15 protein-coding genes are annotated in these 16,641 nt (G+C 75.5%); 5 read left to right on the top strand and 10 right to left on the bottom strand.

The window, feature by feature from the left end; genetic code table 11:
* Window positions 1-162: 162 nt before the first annotated feature.
* Window positions 163-513: a PAS domain-containing protein gene (locus ACFCLZ_RS32310; RefSeq protein ID WP_380281428.1), complete on the top strand. Its 351-nt coding sequence runs from the start codon at window positions 163-165 to the stop codon at window positions 511-513.
* Between the two features lie 13 nt (window positions 514-526).
* On the opposite strand, the gene ACFCLZ_RS32305 is transcribed toward ACFCLZ_RS32310, so the two are convergent.
* A complete protein-coding gene (locus tag ACFCLZ_RS32305) occupies window positions 527-2,011 on the bottom strand; it encodes a hypothetical protein (RefSeq protein ID WP_380281427.1) in 1,485 nt (494 codons plus the stop codon).
* Window positions 2,012-2,487: 476 nt separating this feature from the next.
* On the opposite strand from ACFCLZ_RS32305, the gene ACFCLZ_RS32300 reads away from it, so the two are divergent.
* Entirely contained in the window at window positions 2,488-3,717 is a 1,230-nt protein-coding gene (locus ACFCLZ_RS32300) for a phosphotransferase (RefSeq protein ID WP_380281426.1), read from the top strand.
* A gap of 24 nt (window positions 3,718-3,741) precedes the next feature.
* On the opposite strand, the gene ACFCLZ_RS32295 is transcribed toward ACFCLZ_RS32300, so the two are convergent.
* The 3 genes from ACFCLZ_RS32295 to ACFCLZ_RS32285 all read right to left on the bottom strand — a co-directional run bounded on the left by ACFCLZ_RS32295 (window position 3,742) and on the right by ACFCLZ_RS32285 (window position 6,823).
* A complete protein-coding gene (locus tag ACFCLZ_RS32295; protein WP_380281425.1) occupies window positions 3,742-5,001 on the bottom strand; it encodes an acyl-CoA dehydrogenase family protein in 1,260 nt (419 codons plus the stop codon).
* A 411-nt stretch (window positions 5,002-5,412) separates the two neighbouring features.
* Window positions 5,413-5,907: a hypothetical protein gene (locus ACFCLZ_RS32290; RefSeq protein WP_344329109.1), complete on the bottom strand. Its 495-nt coding sequence runs from the start codon at window positions 5,905-5,907 to the stop codon at window positions 5,413-5,415.
* Window positions 5,908-6,604: 697 nt separating this feature from the next.
* Window positions 6,605-6,823 (bottom strand): DUF397 domain-containing protein, encoded by a 219-nt coding sequence (locus ACFCLZ_RS32285; protein WP_380286354.1) that lies wholly within the window; start codon window positions 6,821-6,823, stop codon window positions 6,605-6,607.
* A 229-nt stretch (window positions 6,824-7,052) separates the two neighbouring features.
* Here ACFCLZ_RS32285 and ACFCLZ_RS32280 point away from each other — a divergent pair, with 229 nt between their 5' ends.
* Together ACFCLZ_RS32280 and ACFCLZ_RS32275 are read left to right on the top strand one after the other, a co-directional pair.
* Window positions 7,053-7,697 carry a PTS-dependent dihydroxyacetone kinase phosphotransferase subunit DhaM gene (locus ACFCLZ_RS32280; RefSeq protein WP_380281424.1) on the top strand — a complete coding sequence of 215 codons (645 nt, stop codon included), beginning with the start codon at window positions 7,053-7,055 and terminating at the stop codon, window positions 7,695-7,697.
* A gap of 144 nt (window positions 7,698-7,841) precedes the next feature.
* A complete protein-coding gene (locus ACFCLZ_RS32275) occupies window positions 7,842-8,771 on the top strand; it encodes an NAD-dependent epimerase/dehydratase family protein (RefSeq protein WP_380281423.1) in 930 nt (309 codons plus the stop codon).
* 12 nt (window positions 8,772-8,783) lie between these two features.
* Here ACFCLZ_RS32275 and ACFCLZ_RS32270 read toward each other — a convergent pair whose 3' ends face one another.
* The 6 genes from ACFCLZ_RS32270 to ACFCLZ_RS32245 all read right to left on the bottom strand — a co-directional run bounded on the left by ACFCLZ_RS32270 (window position 8,784) and on the right by ACFCLZ_RS32245 (window position 13,367).
* Window positions 8,784-9,272, bottom strand: coding sequence for an NUDIX domain-containing protein (locus tag ACFCLZ_RS32270; RefSeq protein ID WP_380281422.1), 489 nt, complete (start codon window positions 9,270-9,272; stop codon window positions 8,784-8,786).
* Window positions 9,273-9,343: 71 nt separating this feature from the next.
* The gene (locus ACFCLZ_RS32265; RefSeq protein WP_380281421.1) at window positions 9,344-9,970 is read right to left on the bottom strand and encodes an acetyltransferase; all 627 of its coding nucleotides are present in this window, start codon (window positions 9,968-9,970) and stop codon (window positions 9,344-9,346) included.
* 26 nt (window positions 9,971-9,996) lie between these two features.
* Window positions 9,997-10,761 carry a sugar transferase gene (locus ACFCLZ_RS32260; protein WP_380281420.1) on the bottom strand — a complete coding sequence of 255 codons (765 nt, stop codon included), beginning with the start codon at window positions 10,759-10,761 and terminating at the stop codon, window positions 9,997-9,999.
* Between the two features lie 43 nt (window positions 10,762-10,804).
* Window positions 10,805-11,989, bottom strand: a complete 1,185-nt coding sequence (locus ACFCLZ_RS32255; RefSeq protein WP_380281419.1) for a glycosyltransferase — start codon at window positions 11,987-11,989, stop codon at window positions 10,805-10,807.
* Window positions 11,982-12,824: a polysaccharide deacetylase family protein gene (locus ACFCLZ_RS32250; protein WP_380281418.1), complete on the bottom strand. Its 843-nt coding sequence runs from the start codon at window positions 12,822-12,824 to the stop codon at window positions 11,982-11,984. The genes ACFCLZ_RS32255 and ACFCLZ_RS32250 overlap by 8 nt, the downstream gene beginning before the upstream one ends.
* Before the next feature lie 273 nt (window positions 12,825-13,097).
* Window positions 13,098-13,367, bottom strand: a complete 270-nt coding sequence (locus ACFCLZ_RS32245; protein WP_380281417.1) for a hypothetical protein — start codon at window positions 13,365-13,367, stop codon at window positions 13,098-13,100.
* 445 nt (window positions 13,368-13,812) lie between these two features.
* On the opposite strand from ACFCLZ_RS32245, the gene ACFCLZ_RS32240 reads away from it, so the two are divergent.
* Entirely contained in the window at window positions 13,813-14,964 is a 1,152-nt protein-coding gene (locus ACFCLZ_RS32240) for a polysaccharide deacetylase family protein (RefSeq protein WP_380281416.1), read from the top strand.
* Window positions 14,965-16,641: the final 1,677 nt, after the last annotated feature.

Raw genomic sequence — 16,641 nt, 5'->3', positions numbered from 1 at the left:
ACCCGTCGCACACAGGGCGACCGACCCTTTGTGCGCAGTGGCATATGCCGGGGGAACTTTGTCGGCGTTCTGTCCAAATCACCCACGGGTGTCGGACCGCTGTGCGACAGTCGTTCCCACCGTCGGCCGACCGCCGCGAACGGAAGTGGACACGCCATGCCCATGACACCGACGCCCGGCCGCGACACGGTCGCCGCGGCCGAATGGAACCTGCGCACCGACGACGTGCGCTGGTCCGCCGAGGCCTACCGGCTGCTCGGCTGCGACCCCGGCCACGGCCCGCTCAGCCTGGACCGGCTGCCCGACCGGCTGAGCGAGGCGGACCGGCCGCAGCTGCGCCGGATGATGACCGACGCGCTGGTGCACGGCCGGTACGCCGTCGGCACCCTCCGGGTCCGCCACCCCGGCGGCGGGCACGGCACGGTGGAGTGCGCCGGGGAGCCCGTCCTGGGCACCGACGGCACCGTCACCGCCCTGCGCATGCTGCTGCGCCCGGCGGACCCCTGCCCGTGACCGCCGCCGGGGCCTACGCGAACAGCGGCCGGTTCTTCACCCCGACCGACCGCAGCTCCCGCCCCAGCTCGTCCCGCAGCTCGTCCACCACCGCCACCCCCCGGTAGCGCGCGGTCAGCCGGTACATCTCCCGCAGCCGGTCCCACGTCCGGTGCGAGGAGTTCTGGCCGATCAGGCCCAGCACCCTCTTGACCTCGGCGTCCGCCGCGTCCGGCTCCCCGGTCAGCCAGTGCACCGAGGCCAGCGTGATCCGGTCGAACAGCGCCGAGCGCAGCCGGCCGGTCCCCTCGCGCAGCCGGATCACCTGCTCGGCATGCCGGCGGGCCTCGGCGGCGGCCGACAGGTCGTGCTCGGCGAGCGTGCGCAGCACCAGCGCCTGCATCCCGTGCAGCTCCGCCTCGTCGAAGACCTGCATCCAGGACGGCGGCGGGCCGTCCGGCTCCTGCGCGAAGAGGTCCTCCGCCTCGCCCAGCAGCCGCCAGGTCGCCTGCGACTGCCCGACCGACGCGTACGCCCACGCCTCGACGGTGTTCAGCATCGCCCGCGTCCTCGGCAGCATCCGGCCGCCGCCCGCCCGCGCCGCCTCCATCAGGTCGATCGCGTCGTCGGCCCGCCCGAGGTGCACCATCTGGCGCGCCGCCCGGGAGATCGCCTCCCCCGCGCGCGGCCGGTCGCCGGCCTCCTTCGCCGACTCGGCGGCGAGCACGAAGTACTTCTGCGCGGTCGGCTCCAGCCCCACGTCGTGCGACATCCAGCCCGCCAGCACCGCGAGGTTGGCCGCGACCAGCCACAACCTCCGCTCCACGGCCGGACTGTGGCGGTGCGTCAACAGGCTTCCCACCTCGTTGAGTTGGCCGACCACCGCCTTGCGCTGCAGGCCGCCGCCGCGGGCGGCGTCCCAGGCCCGGAACACCTGCACCGAGTGCTCCAGCGCGTCCACCTCGTCGGACCCGACCGGGCCCGCGTCGTACAGGTCCACCGCCGGCCGGGCACCGCCCTGGGTGACCACCGGCCGCGGTCCGGGCACCGAGGCCGCGTACGCGACCGCGTCCCCGCCCAGCCAGCCCTTCAGCGTGTCGGCGACGACCGCCCCGGCCGTGAGCGCGGCTCCCGCGCCCACCAATCCACGTCGGTTCAGCATGAGGTCCATTCCCGTGAACTCGGTGAGGACCGCGGCCGTCCGATCCGGCTCCCACGGCGACGAGGTGGCGGACTGCGCCGCTCCGGTCCTGGTGGGCCGGTGTCGTTCCAGACCGAGGTCCTCAGTGGTGACGACACGGCCGAGCCGCTCCGTGAACACGGCTGCCAGTACCCTCGGCACCGGATCGCGCGGGATCTCCCCCTGCTCGATCCACCGCCGCACCCGCGAGGTGTCGGTGGAGAGCTGCTGCTGCCCCATCGCGGCACCGCGCCTGTTGACCAGCCGCGCCAGCTCGCCCTTCGACCATCCGGTCAGGACGAACAGATCGGCGAGTCGGGTGTTGGGTCCCCTGCTCACGTGAAGCCCCCAGGTTCCTCGGCTGATCCGAGGCTAGAGCTTCCGTCATGCGCGCGGCGAGCATTCGCCAGGCTTCGCCAGGGTCCGCCACATTACCAACCACCGTCGTGCGGGTGTGATGTAGAGGTGCGCCACCTCGCCCCCGGGTCGGGCGGCGTCCCAGGCCGGTTCGGGGTTCCCCCGCACGGGTCACGGGGCGTCCCCGGTTCCTCGCCCGAGGGGGTGGCGCGGCCGGGTGGCGCGGGGGCGCCGGGCACGGCCACGGCAGAACCGGCCGACCGCATTCCCCAGGGTGCGGACGGCCGGTCCACCGCCGCAGCACGGGGTTCCGGCCCCGGCGTCCGTGCCCGGCGCCCGCGCACCACCCGCCTGACCGAACAGGGCCCGCCGCCGGACCAGGAGACCGGCGGCACCGGCCCTCCCCCGCCCCCGCGGGGGGCATCCGAGACGGACCAGGAAGGGACTTCCCTCACCCCATGTACTCCTCAGCGACCTCCCCGACGCCGACCGCGACCCGGACCGCGCTGCGCCCACCCACCGCAGCGGCCGGCCGTCCCGGCCCGAAGCAGGGCCCGCCGCCGTCCCGGCCGGTCGCGCCGCGCGCCGCCGACGGCCGGCCCGCGGACCCCCGGGTCCAGGCCGCCCGGGCCGCGCTGGGGCTCCGCTCGCCCGAGACCGCCGCTGCGGCCGGGCCCCGCGTCCCCGGGGCCCGGATCCCCGCCGCCCGCCCCGGCGACGGCCGGCTGCTGCGCCCGCCGACCCGGCCGGGCCAGCCCGCGGCGCAGGAGCGGATCGACCCCTCGGCGCTGCAGACGCCGTCCGTGCGGGCCGCGCTCGCCGGGGTCTCGCGGATATGTCCCGCGTTCACCCCGCGCCAGGTGCTGCGCGAGGGGAGCCGCCACATCCTGGTGGCGGGCACCATCGGCCGGGCACCGGTGGTGGCCAAGTGCCTCGCCCCGCAGGCGGTCCGGAGCGAGTACTTCGACCAGCTGGCGGCCGACTTCCACCACGAGGTCGCGGTCTACCGGGCCTTCGTCCGGCACCGCCCGCCGGTGCGGCTGCCCCGGCTGGTGGCGGCCGACCACGACCGCTGCGTGCTCGTCATGGAGCGGGTGCCCGGCCGCCCGGCCGCGCGGGAGCGCCACCCGGCCAACGCGCCCACGCCGGGCGAGGTCCGGGCGCTGCTCACCGCCGTCCGGACGCTCAACCTGTGGCGGCCGCCGACCGACGTGTTCCAGCCACGGCTGGACTACCAGTTGGAGATCGCCCGCTACCACTCGGTGGGCCAGCTCACCGACCGGGACGCCGGGGACCTGCGCGGCCTGCTGCACGGCCTCGGGCACGCCCCGCTCCAGCTCTGCCACGGCGACGCGCTGCTCAGCAACATGCTGCTGGCGCCGTCCGGTCCGGTCCTGGTCGACTGGGAGCAGGCCGGCTGGTACCTGCCCGGCTACGACCTGGCGGTGCTCTGGAGCGTGCTGTCCGGGGACACCGCGGCCCGTCGCCAGATCAGCCAACTCGCCCAGAGCGGCGGCACCCTGGCCCGGGACGCGTTCCTGGTGAACCTGGTGCTGGTGCTGATGCGCGAGATCCGGCTGTACGACGTGCCGGGCGCCGGCGAGGAGCAGCGGATCATGATCCGCCGGCTGTACGACGACGCCGCGCTGGCCCGCCGCGCGGTCCGGGCCGCCGTCGGGACGCGGTGAGGCCGCCCGGCCGCCGGCGCCCGGTCAGTGCCGGGCGCCGCGCTCCAGGGCGGCCCGGCCCGCGGCCTCCAGGACGGCCTCGTCGGGGGCCAGGTGGACCCGGCTGCTGAGCACGTCCCGCAGGTAGCGCTCCAGCGGGTGACGGCGGCTCAGCCCCGGGTTGCCGGTGAGCGAGACGGCCTGCTGGACGGCGGATATCGCCGCCCGGGTGGCCAGCAGGTGGGCCGGGCCGGTCCGGGCGACCGCGTCCGGCTCGGCCCGGTCGACCCGGGGGGCCAGTCCGTGGACCAGTTCCTCGGCGCCGATCAGCTGGGCCTCGATCTCGCCCAGCGCGCTGCGGTAGCGGGGCAGGCTGCCGAGCGGCTCGGTGAGATTGGCCGGAGTTCGCTGGTGCAGGAACCGGACCAGCCAGTCCTGGGCCGAACGGGCGACCCCGACGGCCACCGCGGAGAGCGCCAGATCGTGCCAGGCCCGGGCCAGTTCGGCCGCCGGGACCACCCCGGCGGCGGGAGTGGCGGCGGCGCGCGCGGCAGAACCGGGGCGCGCGGCGGAACCGCCCGCGCCCTTTCCGGCGCCACCCCTCGGCGGATTCAGGCCGAGCGCGAGTTCGGCGGGCACCCGCACCTCGTCCAGCACCACGTCGTGGCTGGCGCTGGCCCGCAGGCCGAGCTGGTCCCAGGTCGGGTCGACCTCCAGGCCGTCGCTCTCGCCGCGCACCAGGAAGGTGCCGGTCCGGGGCTCCGGTTCGTCGGTCCGGGCGGTCACCGCCAGCCAGGCGAGCGCCTCGGCGCCGGTGCAGTACGTCTTCCGGCCGGTGAGCCGCCAGTCCGTGCCGTCCCACCGGGCCACCGTGGCCGGCGGCTCGCCGTTGCGGCCGCCGGGCTCCACCCGCAGGGTGTTGACCAGGGCCGGCCCGCGCCGGGACTCGGTGAGCAGCCGCCGGTAGCCGGCCGTCGGCCAGTTCGCCGTCCGCGCCTGCTCGGCGTGCTGGAGCAGGGTGAACGCGGTGACCACGGCCACCGAGGCGTCCCCGCGCCCGAGTTGGGACAGGACCTGGACGGTGTCGGCGAGCGTTCCGCCGGGGCCGCCGTACCGGCGGTCGACGGTCAGGGTGAGCAGTCCGGCCTCGTGGACGGCCTCGATGCCCTGGTAGGGGAAGGTCGCGTCGCGGTCGTGCTCCTCGGCCCGGGCGGCCAGCAGGTCGACGACCCGGGGCAGCCCGGCGAGGGCGGCCTCGACGGGGGACGGGGCGGCGGACGGCTGGTCGGCAGCGATGATGCTCATGGGGCTGGTGCCTCCGGGCGGCAGCGTGGGCTCTGACTCCTCGACACGCCGGGACGGGCGCGCGGTACCGGTAGGCGACCCCGGAGTCGGCGGAACGCCCGCCCCCGGAACCCGGGCTCAGCGGAACACCCGCCCCCGGACCGGCGCCGGCCGCTCGGCCGACCGCCCGCCGCCTCGGGGACGAATCCCCCTCAGTGGCCCGGACACGCCGCGCTGGCGGTGCGTCGCAGGTCGAGGTAGCTGCGACGGGTCAGCAGCAGGGGACGACACGACATGTCCGCGACTTTACGAAGCCGTGATCGAGGCCGTCAAGCAGCGTCCGGGGCCCGGAACGAGCGGGGTGGCGCAAGGGCGACGAGTCCCGCAACGGGAAGCGGAACCCTGCCCTTCGGGGCGGGGTTCCGGAACCCGTCAGCCCTGCTGGAACATGTCCGCGGGCAGCGGTTTGAGCAACTGGTAGAGGTCGTCCGAAATCGGTCGGTCCCAGGAGGCGATGGTGACCTGCACACCGTCACTCCGGCCGAACTGGGCACAGAAGACCCGGCCCTCGCTGACCTTGACCTTCTTCACGATCAGCAGGTCGTCCCCGAGCATGACCGGGAAGTCCTCCGCCGAGACGAACTCGACCGGTTCCTCGTCCCCCAGGGCCGCGAGCAGCTGGCGCACCTCGAAGGGCACGCTGTCGCCGGTGTCCCGGGCCGGCGAACCCTCGGGGAGGTTGCCGATGAACATCGCCGGGCCTCTGCCGCCGAACAGGTCGTAGCGCAGGAAAATCCCCTGGCAGGAGCCGTCCGGGCCGGTCATCATGGCCGCACCGAAGTCGCCGGGCCAGTCGCCCGGGTCCATGGCGAGCACGTCGAAGTCCGGGCCGGTGGGCTGACCGGAGCGACGGCGGAGAAAAGACATGGGAACATCGTACGTGCCCGGCACACCGCCCTCACGGGGTGGGTGGGGCACCGGACGGAGATCCACGCTCAGAGACCAATGTTGACTCTGAGCAACCGTCCGGGCTACGTTCGGTTCAGCACGACAGCCGTTCTGGGTTTCACCCTTCGGGGGGACGGCATGTCGCAACGCGGCCCTACACGCGTTTCCCTCACTGTGCATACCGTCGTGCCGATCCGCCGAGCACCCAGCTTCGACGTCGCACACCGCACAGCACACAAGCCAACAGTTCCATGCATCACAAGCAAGGTCCGCGGGGCCCCGGCCCGTCGCTCCCGCGGATCTGCTCGGGACGCCGCCGCGTGGGGGCGTGCGGGTCCCGAGCAACGGCACCGTCGTCCGAGTAGCTCTCGGCCTCGGTGCCATCCTCCCGGCGACTGCCGGCCCCTTGTGGGCCGGGACCGGCCGACGCACCCCCGGTGCGCAGGGGATGACTGGGAGGAGACTCGGCAGCGCTGCCGGGTCGCACAGCAGGCGCCGTGTCTGGCCGCGTGGGGGCGGTGGGCACGGCGTCTGCCTGTGCTCATACTCTGAGCTGCGTTTGTCCAGCAGTCAACAGAAATCATGACAGGGCACGTTCAAATGTGATCGGAACGATGACCCACGGAGACCTTCGGTTCCGGCCGGACGCCCTCGCTGGGCGTCCGGCCGGATCCGGTCAGGTGAGGTCGAACTCGCCGTCCCGCGCGCCGAGCACGAAGGCCCGCCACTCCCCGGGCGTGAACACCAGGACCGGGCCGTCCTCCTGACGGCCGTCCCGCATGCCGATGTAGCCGTCCACGAAGGCGATCTGGACGTCGCCCACACCCTGGCTGCTGCACAGCCAGGTCGCCCCGGTGAAGTCCACCTTCGGCTTCCCGTTCGCGCCGACCCCCACCGTTCCCGGGGCCTGCGCCCCGGTCGACTCCACTCCGGTCACGCTGTTGGCTGCCACTGCTGGTCTCTCCTCCCGACGGCCTGAACGGCCCCAGCCTAGTCACCCGCACGGCCCCGGGCGGCGGGATCGGCAGGACTCCCCCGACCGGGGCCGACGGGCCGCCGGCGGCCCCGGCCCGCCCCCGCCGGGCGCGTGTCCCGTACGGGCGGGCGGCGGGCGAACTGCCAGAGTGTGGGGAGCCCCCCACCGAGTCCGCGACCGGGTCGCGACCCGGTTCCCGGCCGAGTTCCGCACCGAGTTCCGCACCGAGTTCCCCACCGAGCGCCCCGAGGAGCAGCCGATGAGTCGTCGGGACGGCACCCGCGCCGATGTCATCCCCATCTCCGACGCCCCCTCGGCCCACCCCCCGGCGCCCCGCACCCCGCCCGCACCGCTGCCCCGGCCCGGGGCGGGCCGCCCGCCCGCGCACGGCCGGGTCGGCGTCGTCCTGGTCTCGCACAGCCAGGAACTCGCCGACGCCGTACGCACCCTCGCCCTCGCGCTGGGCGGCGACGACTCCGCCGCCCCGGTCGCCGCCACCGGCGGCGACCTGGTGGCCGGCCCCGGCATCAGCGCCGTCCTGGTCGCCGCCGCCACCCGGCGGGTCGACCAGGGCCACGGCGTGGTCGTCCTGGCCGACCTCGGCGGCGCGGTGACCACCGTCCGGGCCCTGCTCGCCGACGCCGACGAGCACGGCCTGCCGTTCCCGGTCCGGTTCGCCAACGCCCCGTTCGTCGAGGGCGCGGTGGCCGCGGTGGCCACCGCCACGGCCGGCGGCGACCTCGCGGCGGTGCTGGACGCCGCCGAGGAGGCGTACCGCCAGCCCAAGGGCTGACCACCCGTCCGCGGCCCGCCCCGGCCCGTGCGCGGCCGCTTCCGGCCGTTCTCGGGGTTCCGGCCCACCACGGGTGACCACACGGCTAGCATCGGCGCAGGGCCGGCCGAGGGGCCGGGTGGTCGTGAGGGGGGAACCTCAGCCATGCGCGTGGTCGTCACCGGCGGAGCCGGATTCATCGGGGCCAATCTGGTCCGGGCCCTACTGGCCCGGCCCGAGGTGGACCAGGTCCGGGTCGTGGACGACCTCTCCACCGGGCGGAAGAGCAACCTGGCCGACACCGGGGCCGTGCTCTACGAGGGCACGATCCTCGATCCCGCGCTGCTGGACGAGGCCTTCGCCGGCGCCGACGCCGTGGTCCACCTCGCCGCGCTGCCCTCCGTGCCCCGCTCGGTGGCCGACCCGCTGGCCAGCCACCACGCCAACGCCACCGGGACCCTGGAGGTGCTGGAGGCGGCCCGCCGCGCCGGCGGCCTGTACGTGGCCGCCGCGTCCTCCTCCTCGGTCTACGGCGCCAACCGCGAGCTGCCCAAGCGGGAGACCATGCGCACCGCGCCGATGAGCCCGTACGCGGTCAGCAAGCTCGCCACCGAGTCCTATCTGGCGGCCTACCACCACTGCTACGGGCTGGGTGTGCTCCCGCTGCGGTTCTTCAACGTCTTCGGCCCGCTGCAGCCCGCCGGGCACGCCTACGCGGCCGTCGTCCCGGCCTTCCTGGACGCCGCGCTGGCCGGGCGGCCGGTGACCGTGCACGGGGACGGCGGGCAGAGCCGGGACTTCACCTTCGTCGGCACCGTCACCCAGGTGATCACCGAGGCGGTGCTGCGCCGGGTGGTGCACGCCGACCCGGTGAACCTCGCCTTCGGCACCCGCACCTCGCTGCTGGAGCTGATCGGCGAGCTGGAGTCGGTGCTCGGCCACCCCGTCGAGGTGGCGCACGTCGACCCGCGGCCCGGCGACGTCCGGGACTCGCAGGCCGACAACGCGCGGCTGCGCGCCCTGTTCCCGGACGTCACGCCGGTGCCGCTGCGCGAGGGCCTGGAGCGGACCGCGGCCTGGTTCCGCGGCCACTGAGGCCCGCCCCGGCTAGGGCAGCAGCGCGCCGTTCCACTGGAAGGCGGCCTCGGTGTGGCCGGCCACCGCCCGGTGGATCCAGGCGAGTTCCTTCTCGCCCATCGGCGGCAGCGCGTCCAGGGCGTACCAGCCGACCGCCAGCGTCTCGTCCTCGTCCAGCCGGACCTCGCCGCCCGTCGGGCGGCAGCGGAAGACGACCTCCAGGTACTGCGTCAGGTCGCCGTTGGGGTAGGTGATCTCCGGCGAGACGGTGATCGTCAACAGCCGCTCCGGGACGGCGACCACGCCGGTCTCCTCCAGGCACTCGCGGACCGCGCCGTCGGCGGGCTGCTCGCCCGGGTCGAGGATGCCGCCGGGCGGCGCCCAGCAGCCGTCGTCGACGCGCTGCACGAGCAGGACCCGGCCGTCGTCGTCCAGGACGACCGCGACGACGGCGCTGAGCCAGAGCATGCGGGGGCCGACCACGGCGCGGAGGTCGGCGAGGAACTCGGGAATGGCCATGGCCCGCACCCTATCCGGACGCGGGCCGCCGGCCGACGGATCGTCCGGCGCCCGGTCGGCCCGCCGCCCGGTCAGTCCTTGCGCAGCGGGCGGGCCGGGGAGCCGACCACCACCTCGCCGGGCGGCACGTCCCTGGTCACCACGGCGGCCGCGCCCACGAAGGCGCCCTCGCCGACCTTGCGGCCCTGGAGGACCACGGCGTTGGAGCCGACCGTGGCGCCGTCCGCCAGCAGGACGGCGCCCGAGACGTTCCCGCCCGGATAGACCGTCACCCGCTCGCCCAGCACCGCGTCGTGCCCGACCGTCGCGTTGTAGTGGACCTGGCTGTGCGCGCCGAGCCGGACGCTGCTGGACACATAGGCACCGCCCATCACCAGGCAGCCCGGGCCGAGCACGGTGTCCGGGGCGATCAGCGCCCGGGGGTGGACCAGGGTGGCCGGCTCCGCGCCCAGGCCGTCCAGCAGGGCGGCGAGCCGCTGGCGGACAGCCGGGTCGGCGATCCCGACCAGGTAGCGGGCGCCGGGGTCGAACTCGGCGGGTCTGCGGACCGGCAGGCCGCGGACGGTGGCGCCGTGCCGGCTGTCGTCGAGGAAGCCCGCGACCGGGACGCCGGCCGCGAGCGCGGTGTCCAGCGCCTCGCGGCCGACGCCCCCGGCGCCGGCGATCCAGAGCCCGCGAGGGGCGGTTGCGGAGGGCACGGGGGCCATCCTGCCCGGTCCGGCGGTCAGGACGCCTCCTCGACGGCCGCGTGGACCGCCGCGGTGCGGACCGGCGGGGCCGACCGGGACGCCGTGCCCTGCCGGGGAGCCGTGCTCTGCCGGGGCAGGCCGATCACGGCGGGCGGCTGCTCGGCCGCGCCCGCACCCGCACCCGCGGCCACCGGCACGCCGGTGTCGGCCGGCTCGGTGGGCTCGGTGGGCGCCGGGAAGCCCGGGTTGACGCCGCCGGCCGCGGTGATCCCGGCCGGGCGCAGCAGCACCTTGACGGTCAGCAGCAGGATCCGCAGGTCGAGCCCGAGCGAACGGTTGTGGACGTACCAGAGGTCGAGCTCGATCCGCTCGGGCCAGGTGATGGAGTTGCGGCCCCGCACCTGGGCCCAGCCGGTGAGGCCGGGCCGGACGTCGAGCCGGCCGCGCTGCCGGCCGGAGTAGTGGACGACCTGCTCGGGCAGCGTGGGCCGGGGCCCGATCACGCCCATCTCGCCGCGCACGACGTTCCACAGCTGCGGCAGCTCGTCCAGGCTGGTCCGGCGGAGCAGTTCCCCGAGCCGGGTGATCCGGGGAGCGTCCGGCTCCTCCGGGAAACGCCTGTCCCGCATGGTGCGGAACTTGAGGATCTCGAACTCCTTTCCGTGCAGCCCCGTCCGGGTCTGTCGGAAGAGCACCGGTCCGCCCGTCGTGCAGCGGATCAGCAGGGCGATCACCAGGCCGAGCGGAATCGCAACGATCCCGGCCAGGACAGTGATCGCGAGGTCCCCCCCTCGCTTCATGACGGTCCTTCCCCCTGATGCGGTGGTGTGGTCGTGGGCGGGCTCAGCCGACCGTCCAGGGCAGTCCCTTGGCGCGGGCGACGGCCGCGTAGGTGGCCAGCGAGACGGCGGCGACCGCGCGCTGGTCGAACTGCGCCGTGGCGCGGCGGCGGGCCGCGGCGCCGAGGCGCTCGCGCAGGCCGGGCTCGGTGAGAAGCCGGTCCAGCGCGCTGGTGAGGGCCCGGGCGTCGCCGGGCGGGGCGAGGAGCAGGTGCTCGTCGTGGGTGCCGATCTCGCGGCAGCCCCGGATGTCGCTGAGCACCATCGGCAGGCCGCCGGCGGCGGCCTCCATGGCGGAGCGGGAGAACCCCTCCCGGTAGGAGGGGAGCACGAAGACGTCGAGGGCCGCGTAGACGGCGGGCATGTCGCCGCGCGGGCCGAGGAAGGCGACGCCGGACTCGGCGCCGTGGGCGTCCGGCTTGTCCGGGTCGTCCGGGCCGATCCACACGAACCGGGCCTTGCCGGCCAGCGCGCGGGCCGCCTCGGCGTACTCCCCGATGCCCTTCTCGGCGACCCTCCGGCCGACCCCGCCGACCAACAACTCGTCCGGCCCGACGCCGAGTTCGGCCCGAAGGGCGGCGCGGGTGCGGGCGCGCTCGCCCGGGTCGGTGGCGAAACGGGTGAGGTCGACGCCGTTGCCGACCACCCGCGAGCGGCGGGCCGGGACGGCGCGGGCCAGGGTGCGGCGGTCCTCGCCGTTCTGGTACAGCTCGGCGTGCGAGAAGCGGGCCGCGAAGGCCTCGGCGCCCAGCACGAACGCCCGCTTGGCGAGCGGATCGTGGGCCTGCGCCCAGAGCCCGTGGCAGGTGTTGACCACCACCGGGACGCGGGCGAGGCGGCCGAGGACCCGGCCGAGCACGCCGGTCTTCGGGTTGTGGGTGTGCAGCACGTCCGGGCGGATCCGGCTCAGGACGGCGAGCAGTTCGCGGGCGGCGGCGGCGTCGGCGCGCGGCTCCCAGGCCCGGGTGAGCGCGTGCAGCGGCTCGTGCCGCACCCCGATCGCCTCCAGCTGGGGGACGTACGGGCCGGGCGCGCTGATCCCGTACGTCTCGAAGCCGGCCTCCAGGTCGACCTTCAGCTCGGTGGCGAGCAGCAGGTGCAGACTCATGTCGACGGTGGTGAGGTGGGCGACCCGCAGCGGGCGGCCGCGCGGGCCGCGCAGCCGCGGCGGTATCCGGCTCTCAGGCACGGGCGCCCACCGCCTTCGCGGTGGCGACGATCCGGGCGTAGGCGAGTTCGGGGATCAGCCGGCCGTGCAGCTTGGCGCGGAAGAAGTCGATCGGGTCGGTGCGGCGGACCGGCACCCGGCGCAGCCGGACCGGGTCCACGCCGGGGGTGTTGCGGCCGACCTCGCCGGTCGCCGCCGTCCGGAAGCGGGCCCGCAGGGCCGGCTCCATGTGCGGGACCGGCACGCCCCAGGTGTAGGCGTAGTGGCGGGGACGGACGCCCAGGTGCTCCTCGACGTCGTCGTTGCAGGCGTCCAGCTCGGCGGTGGAGAGCAGTTCGGGGCGGGCGTGGGTGCGGGTGTGGTTGGCGACCGTGCACAGGCCGGAGGCGGTCATCTCGCTCAGCTGCGCCCAGCTGAGCGCGGGGGCGCCGGCCGCCTTGGCGGTCGAGCCCTCCCAGCGCATCTCACCGCCGACGTGGCCGCTGGCCAGGTAGACGGTGAAGGGCAGTCCGCGCTCGCGCAGCAGCGGCCAGGCGTTGTCGTAGACGTCCGCGAAGCCGTCGTCGAAGGTGAGGACGACGCCCGGGGTGCGGCGCCCGGCCTCGATCCGGTCGGTGGCCTCGTCGAGGGAGACCACCCGTCCGGGCGGCAGCGCGGCGAGCAGGTCGGCCTGCGCGGCGAAGTCGGCGGCGGACACGTCCAGCTCGTCCGGGCTCCCACCGCCCACCCGGTGGTAGATCAATACGGTGGCGCCCTCGCCGGGGCTGTTCCCGACCCGGCGTGCCAGCTGGCGTTTCACCCGGGCCCGGATCCCCCCACCGACCGGGGCCGTTCCGGGCGCGGCGGTGCCGCTCATCGTTCCCCCCTCTGCGGCGCCCTCCCCGGCACCGTCAAGTGGCCTCGCATCCGGCGCTGTTGGCGCCCCGGACGAGAATCACAGTAGGGGGAACTGTGGGGCTGGTGCCCCGGAATTGTGAAAGAAGCGAGAAGGAGTTGGCAGATGGGCTGAAAACCGGCCGATCTGACCGGTTGGACTCGATCGGGTGAGCGGTGCCCGAGCGGCCCCGTCCTCGTCCGTCCGTGTCCGTGCGTGTCCGTGCGTGGTCCGCCGGTGGCGCGCGGTACGCGCTCAGGCCGTCGCGCGGCGGCGGCGGAACAGCGCGAAGCCGATCCGGCCGAGCAGCAGCACGCCGGCCGCGAGGCAGCCGGCCACCGCCATCGCCCAGGCCGGACCGTCACTGTCCGGAACCACGACCGCCACCACGATCCCCAGCGCGAGGCAGGCCAGGCCCACCAGCGCGAGCGGCACCTGGTGGGTGACCAGCGGGCCGCCGTGACAGTACCGGGCCATCCGGGTCGCGCCGTGCGGGTGGAAGTGATCACGTTCCGCATCTGCCATGAGCCCAAGGTACCCCGGCGCCGCCGCGCGGGCAGCATGCGGGACGCGATCGGGCGGACACGGTCGGTGACGGTCGCGACGGGGAACGGCCGGTGTTCGGCACGGTGTTGCGGAGGCGTCCCGAACCCGTCCCGAACCCGTTCCGGACTCGTCCCGGAATCGTTCCCGATCTGCGAAAAAACCTTGCCGGTCCGGTACAACCCTCAACGGGGCGTAGCTGTCTCCATTACATTGAGCGATCCAGGAGCCGTCCGCGGTGCGGGTTGGGAGTCCCCGCCGCGGGCCGGACATACCCAGGGGGCGGAGCCGCCGTGCCCTGGAGTCGGAGGCCGGGCTCCGTCCTCCGGCGGTACCGCCACGCCGCATCGGCGACCGAGGGGGAACCGTGCCGCAGTCCCATTCCACGACATCGACCTCCAGCCCCACGGCCGGGACCAGGGCCGTGGTGACCGCCCTGTCGGATCTGCGGCCCCCGCCGACCACCGCCGCACCGCCCGGGCCCGCCGCCGTGACGACCGACGGGCAGCCGATCGTCACCCCGCCGACCGTCCGGCCACCGACCGTCCGCCCGCCCGCCGTCCTTCCGCCGGGCGGCCGGGCCCTGAGGTCCACCGCCACCCGCACCTGCTCCGCCCCCGTCCGCCTGCCGGCCGAGCCCGAGCCGGCCGACCGACCGGGCGGCCACCCCGCCGACGCGCGGGGTGAGTGGCTGCGGTTCGCCCCCGTCCAGCCGCTCTTCCGCGCCCGGGCGGCCCAGCGGCTCGCCGTGCTCGCCTACCACGGGGTGACCGACCCCCGTTCGTTCGGCGCCCAGCTGGACCGGCTCCGAAGACTCGCGACCCCCGTCTCACTGGCCGCCGTGCAGCAGGCCGTCACCGAACGGCGCCCACTGCCCGCCCGCAGCGTGCTGGTGACCTTCGACGACGCCGACCGCAGCGTCCTCACCCATGCGCTGCCCGCGCTGATCGAACGCGGCATCCCGGCCGCCGCCTTCGTCATCTCCGAGCTGATCGGCACCGAGAAGCCGTTCTGGTGGCACGAGGCCGACTTCCTCGCCCGGCACGGCGGGCGCGCCCGCTCCCTCGACTGCGGGCACCCCTCGCAACTGCTCCGCCGGCTCAAGGCGATGCCCGACCCGGACCGCCGGCGCAGCCTCCACGAACTGCGGGTCAGCGCCGACCGGCGCCCGCCCGGCCAGGACCAGCTCACCCCCGCCGACCTGGTCGCACTGCGCGAGGGCGGCGTCGCCATCGGCAACCACACCCAGGGGCACCCGTGCCTGGGCCGCTGCGACGACGCCACCGTCCGCGCGGAGATCACCGGCGCCCACGAAGCCCTCACCCGCTGGCTCGGCGAGCCCCCGATCGCCTTCGCCTACCCCGACGGCGGCCACGACATCCGGGCCGAAACCGTCCTGCAGGAGCTGGGCTACCGGCTCGGCTTCCTCTCCGACCACCGCCTCGGCCCCCGGCTCCCCTCCCACCCTCTCCAGATCAGTCGGCTCCAGGTGGACTCCACGACCAGCACCCGGCGCTTCGACACCATCCTCTCCGGGCTCGAACCCGCCTACCGCCGCTGGCGCGGCCAGGCCGCCTGACCCTCCCCTCCCCCGCGCAGGAAGTCGCCCCACCGACTTCCTGCGCGCACCCCGGCCCGGCCGCCTCCCCCACCACGGCGCGCCCGCCGACTTCCTGCGCCACCACCACAGACCCCCCGCTACAGCCCACCACCAGCCACCACACAGCAGCACGCCCGCCGCCAGAAGTCGGACCGGCCGACTTCCTGCTCCACGGCAGCCGTCCGTACCGCTGCGGCCGTGGCACCGCCGCCTCGCGGGTCACGGGCCGAAGGCCGGGGAGGCCCCCAGCAGTAACCCGCCCGGCGGGAACCACCGAGCCATGGGCCGAAAGACCGCCAGCCTCCCCGCGGCCGCCCTGCCGTGGCACCGCCGCCTCACGGGCTACGGGCCAGAGGCCGGGGAGGCCCCCAGCAGTAACCCGCCCGACGGGAACCACCGAGCCGTAGGCCGAAAGAGCGCCACCCTCCCCACAGCCGCCCTGCCGTGGCACCGCCGCCTCACGGGTTACGGACCAGAGGCCGGGGAGGCCCCCAGCAGTAACCCGCCCGGCGGGAACCGCCGAGCCGTAGGCCGAAGGCGCGCCACCCTCCCCGCAGCCGCCCTGCCGCCGATCCTGAACCGGCCGCGAAACGCGCGCCTCGGCATCGCCCCTGACGAGTCGCCGCGGCCGGGGCGGATGCCACGGGAACCCGGGCGGCCGAGACCAGTGGGAGCCGCGGCTTCCTTCCCCGCGCGTCAGCAGCCGCCTCCAGCTACGACCCGGGCGAGGGCCGCGCCCCCAGCAGACTGCGGCGCAAGCCACGCCTGACAGGTGAGCCCACGGGCGGCGCGAACGGCGGCAGCCGGATAGGCGAGGGGACCGCCGGGCCGCTGGAGGTCCTAGAGAGGTCGAACCCTCTCCGCCCTGGCGACACGCCCGGACAGGGCCACGCCAGCAGGCGGCCGACCGTCAGCGGGCACTGCGGCCAGCAGCGGCGTCGCCGGGCCGTCGGCGGCATACGGATTCCGGCCCCCACTACCGACACAACACGTCCGAACAGAGCACACCAGCAGGCGACCAGCCCGTCGACGGACGTTGCGGACAGCGGCAGCGGCCCCGCCGGGCTGGCGGCGGCGTACGGAGTCCGGGCCCACCACCGACCCAACACGCCCGAACAAGGCCACACCAACCGGCGACCAGCCCGTCGACGGGACAGCAGCAGCGTCGCCGGGCCGGCGGCGAGGGCGCGGCGGCGGCCCTCCCCGCCCACGCGGCACGCCGGGGCAGGGGCTCCGGCGGTGTGCCGGGCGAGTCAGGCCATGGGGGCGGTGAGCGGGAGAACCTGGGGGCAGGCCAGGGCGCCGGGACGTGGCCTCCGGCGATGCGCCGAGCGAGTCAGGCCGTGGGGGCGGTGAGCGGCACGGCCTGGGAATAGGCCAAGGCACCGGGACCAGGGCCTCCCGGCGGTGCGCCGGACGAGTCAGGCCGTGGGGGCGGTGAGCGGGAGAACCTGGGGGCAGGCCAGGGCGCCGGGACAGGGGCACCGGCGATGCGCCGAGCGAGTCAGGCCATGGGGGCGGTGAGCGGGAGAACCTGGGGGCAGGCCAGGGCGCCGGGACAGGGGCACCGGCGATGCGCCGAGCGAGTCAGGCCATGGGGGCGGTGAGCGGGAGAACCTGGGGGCAGGCCAGGGCGCCGGGACAGGGGCACCGGCG

The organism is Kitasatospora purpeofusca, from assembly GCF_042691725.1.
Classification (GTDB): Bacteria; Actinomycetota; Actinomycetes; order Streptomycetales; family Streptomycetaceae; genus Kitasatospora; species Kitasatospora purpeofusca_B.
Note: the sequence above shows the minus strand (reverse complement) of the source record. Positions and strands in the feature narration are given on the sequence as shown.

Bases quoted from the DNA above. Each gene is read 5' to 3' on its own strand.
- ACFCLZ_RS32310 (WP_380281428.1), top strand. From the start codon at position 163: ATGACACCGACGCCCGGCCGCGACACGGTCGCCGCGGCCGAATGGAAC.
- ACFCLZ_RS32300 (WP_380281426.1), top strand. From the start codon at position 2,488: ATGTACTCCTCAGCGACCTCCCCGACGCCGACCGCGACCCGGACCGCG.
- ACFCLZ_RS32295 (WP_380281425.1), bottom strand. From the start codon at position 5,001: ATGAGCATCATCGCTGCCGACCAGCCGTCCGCCGCCCCGTCCCCCGTC.
- ACFCLZ_RS32290 (WP_344329109.1), bottom strand. From the start codon at position 5,907: ATGTCTTTTCTCCGCCGTCGCTCCGGTCAGCCCACCGGCCCGGACTTC.
- ACFCLZ_RS32275 (WP_380281423.1), top strand. From the start codon at position 7,842: ATGCGCGTGGTCGTCACCGGCGGAGCCGGATTCATCGGGGCCAATCTG.
- ACFCLZ_RS32270 (WP_380281422.1), bottom strand. From the start codon at position 9,272: ATGGCCATTCCCGAGTTCCTCGCCGACCTCCGCGCCGTGGTCGGCCCC.
- ACFCLZ_RS32260 (WP_380281420.1), bottom strand. From the start codon at position 10,761: ATGAAGCGAGGGGGGGACCTCGCGATCACTGTCCTGGCCGGGATCGTT.
- ACFCLZ_RS32250 (WP_380281418.1), bottom strand. From the start codon at position 12,824: ATGAGCGGCACCGCCGCGCCCGGAACGGCCCCGGTCGGTGGGGGGATC.
- ACFCLZ_RS32245 (WP_380281417.1), bottom strand. From the start codon at position 13,367: ATGGCAGATGCGGAACGTGATCACTTCCACCCGCACGGCGCGACCCGG.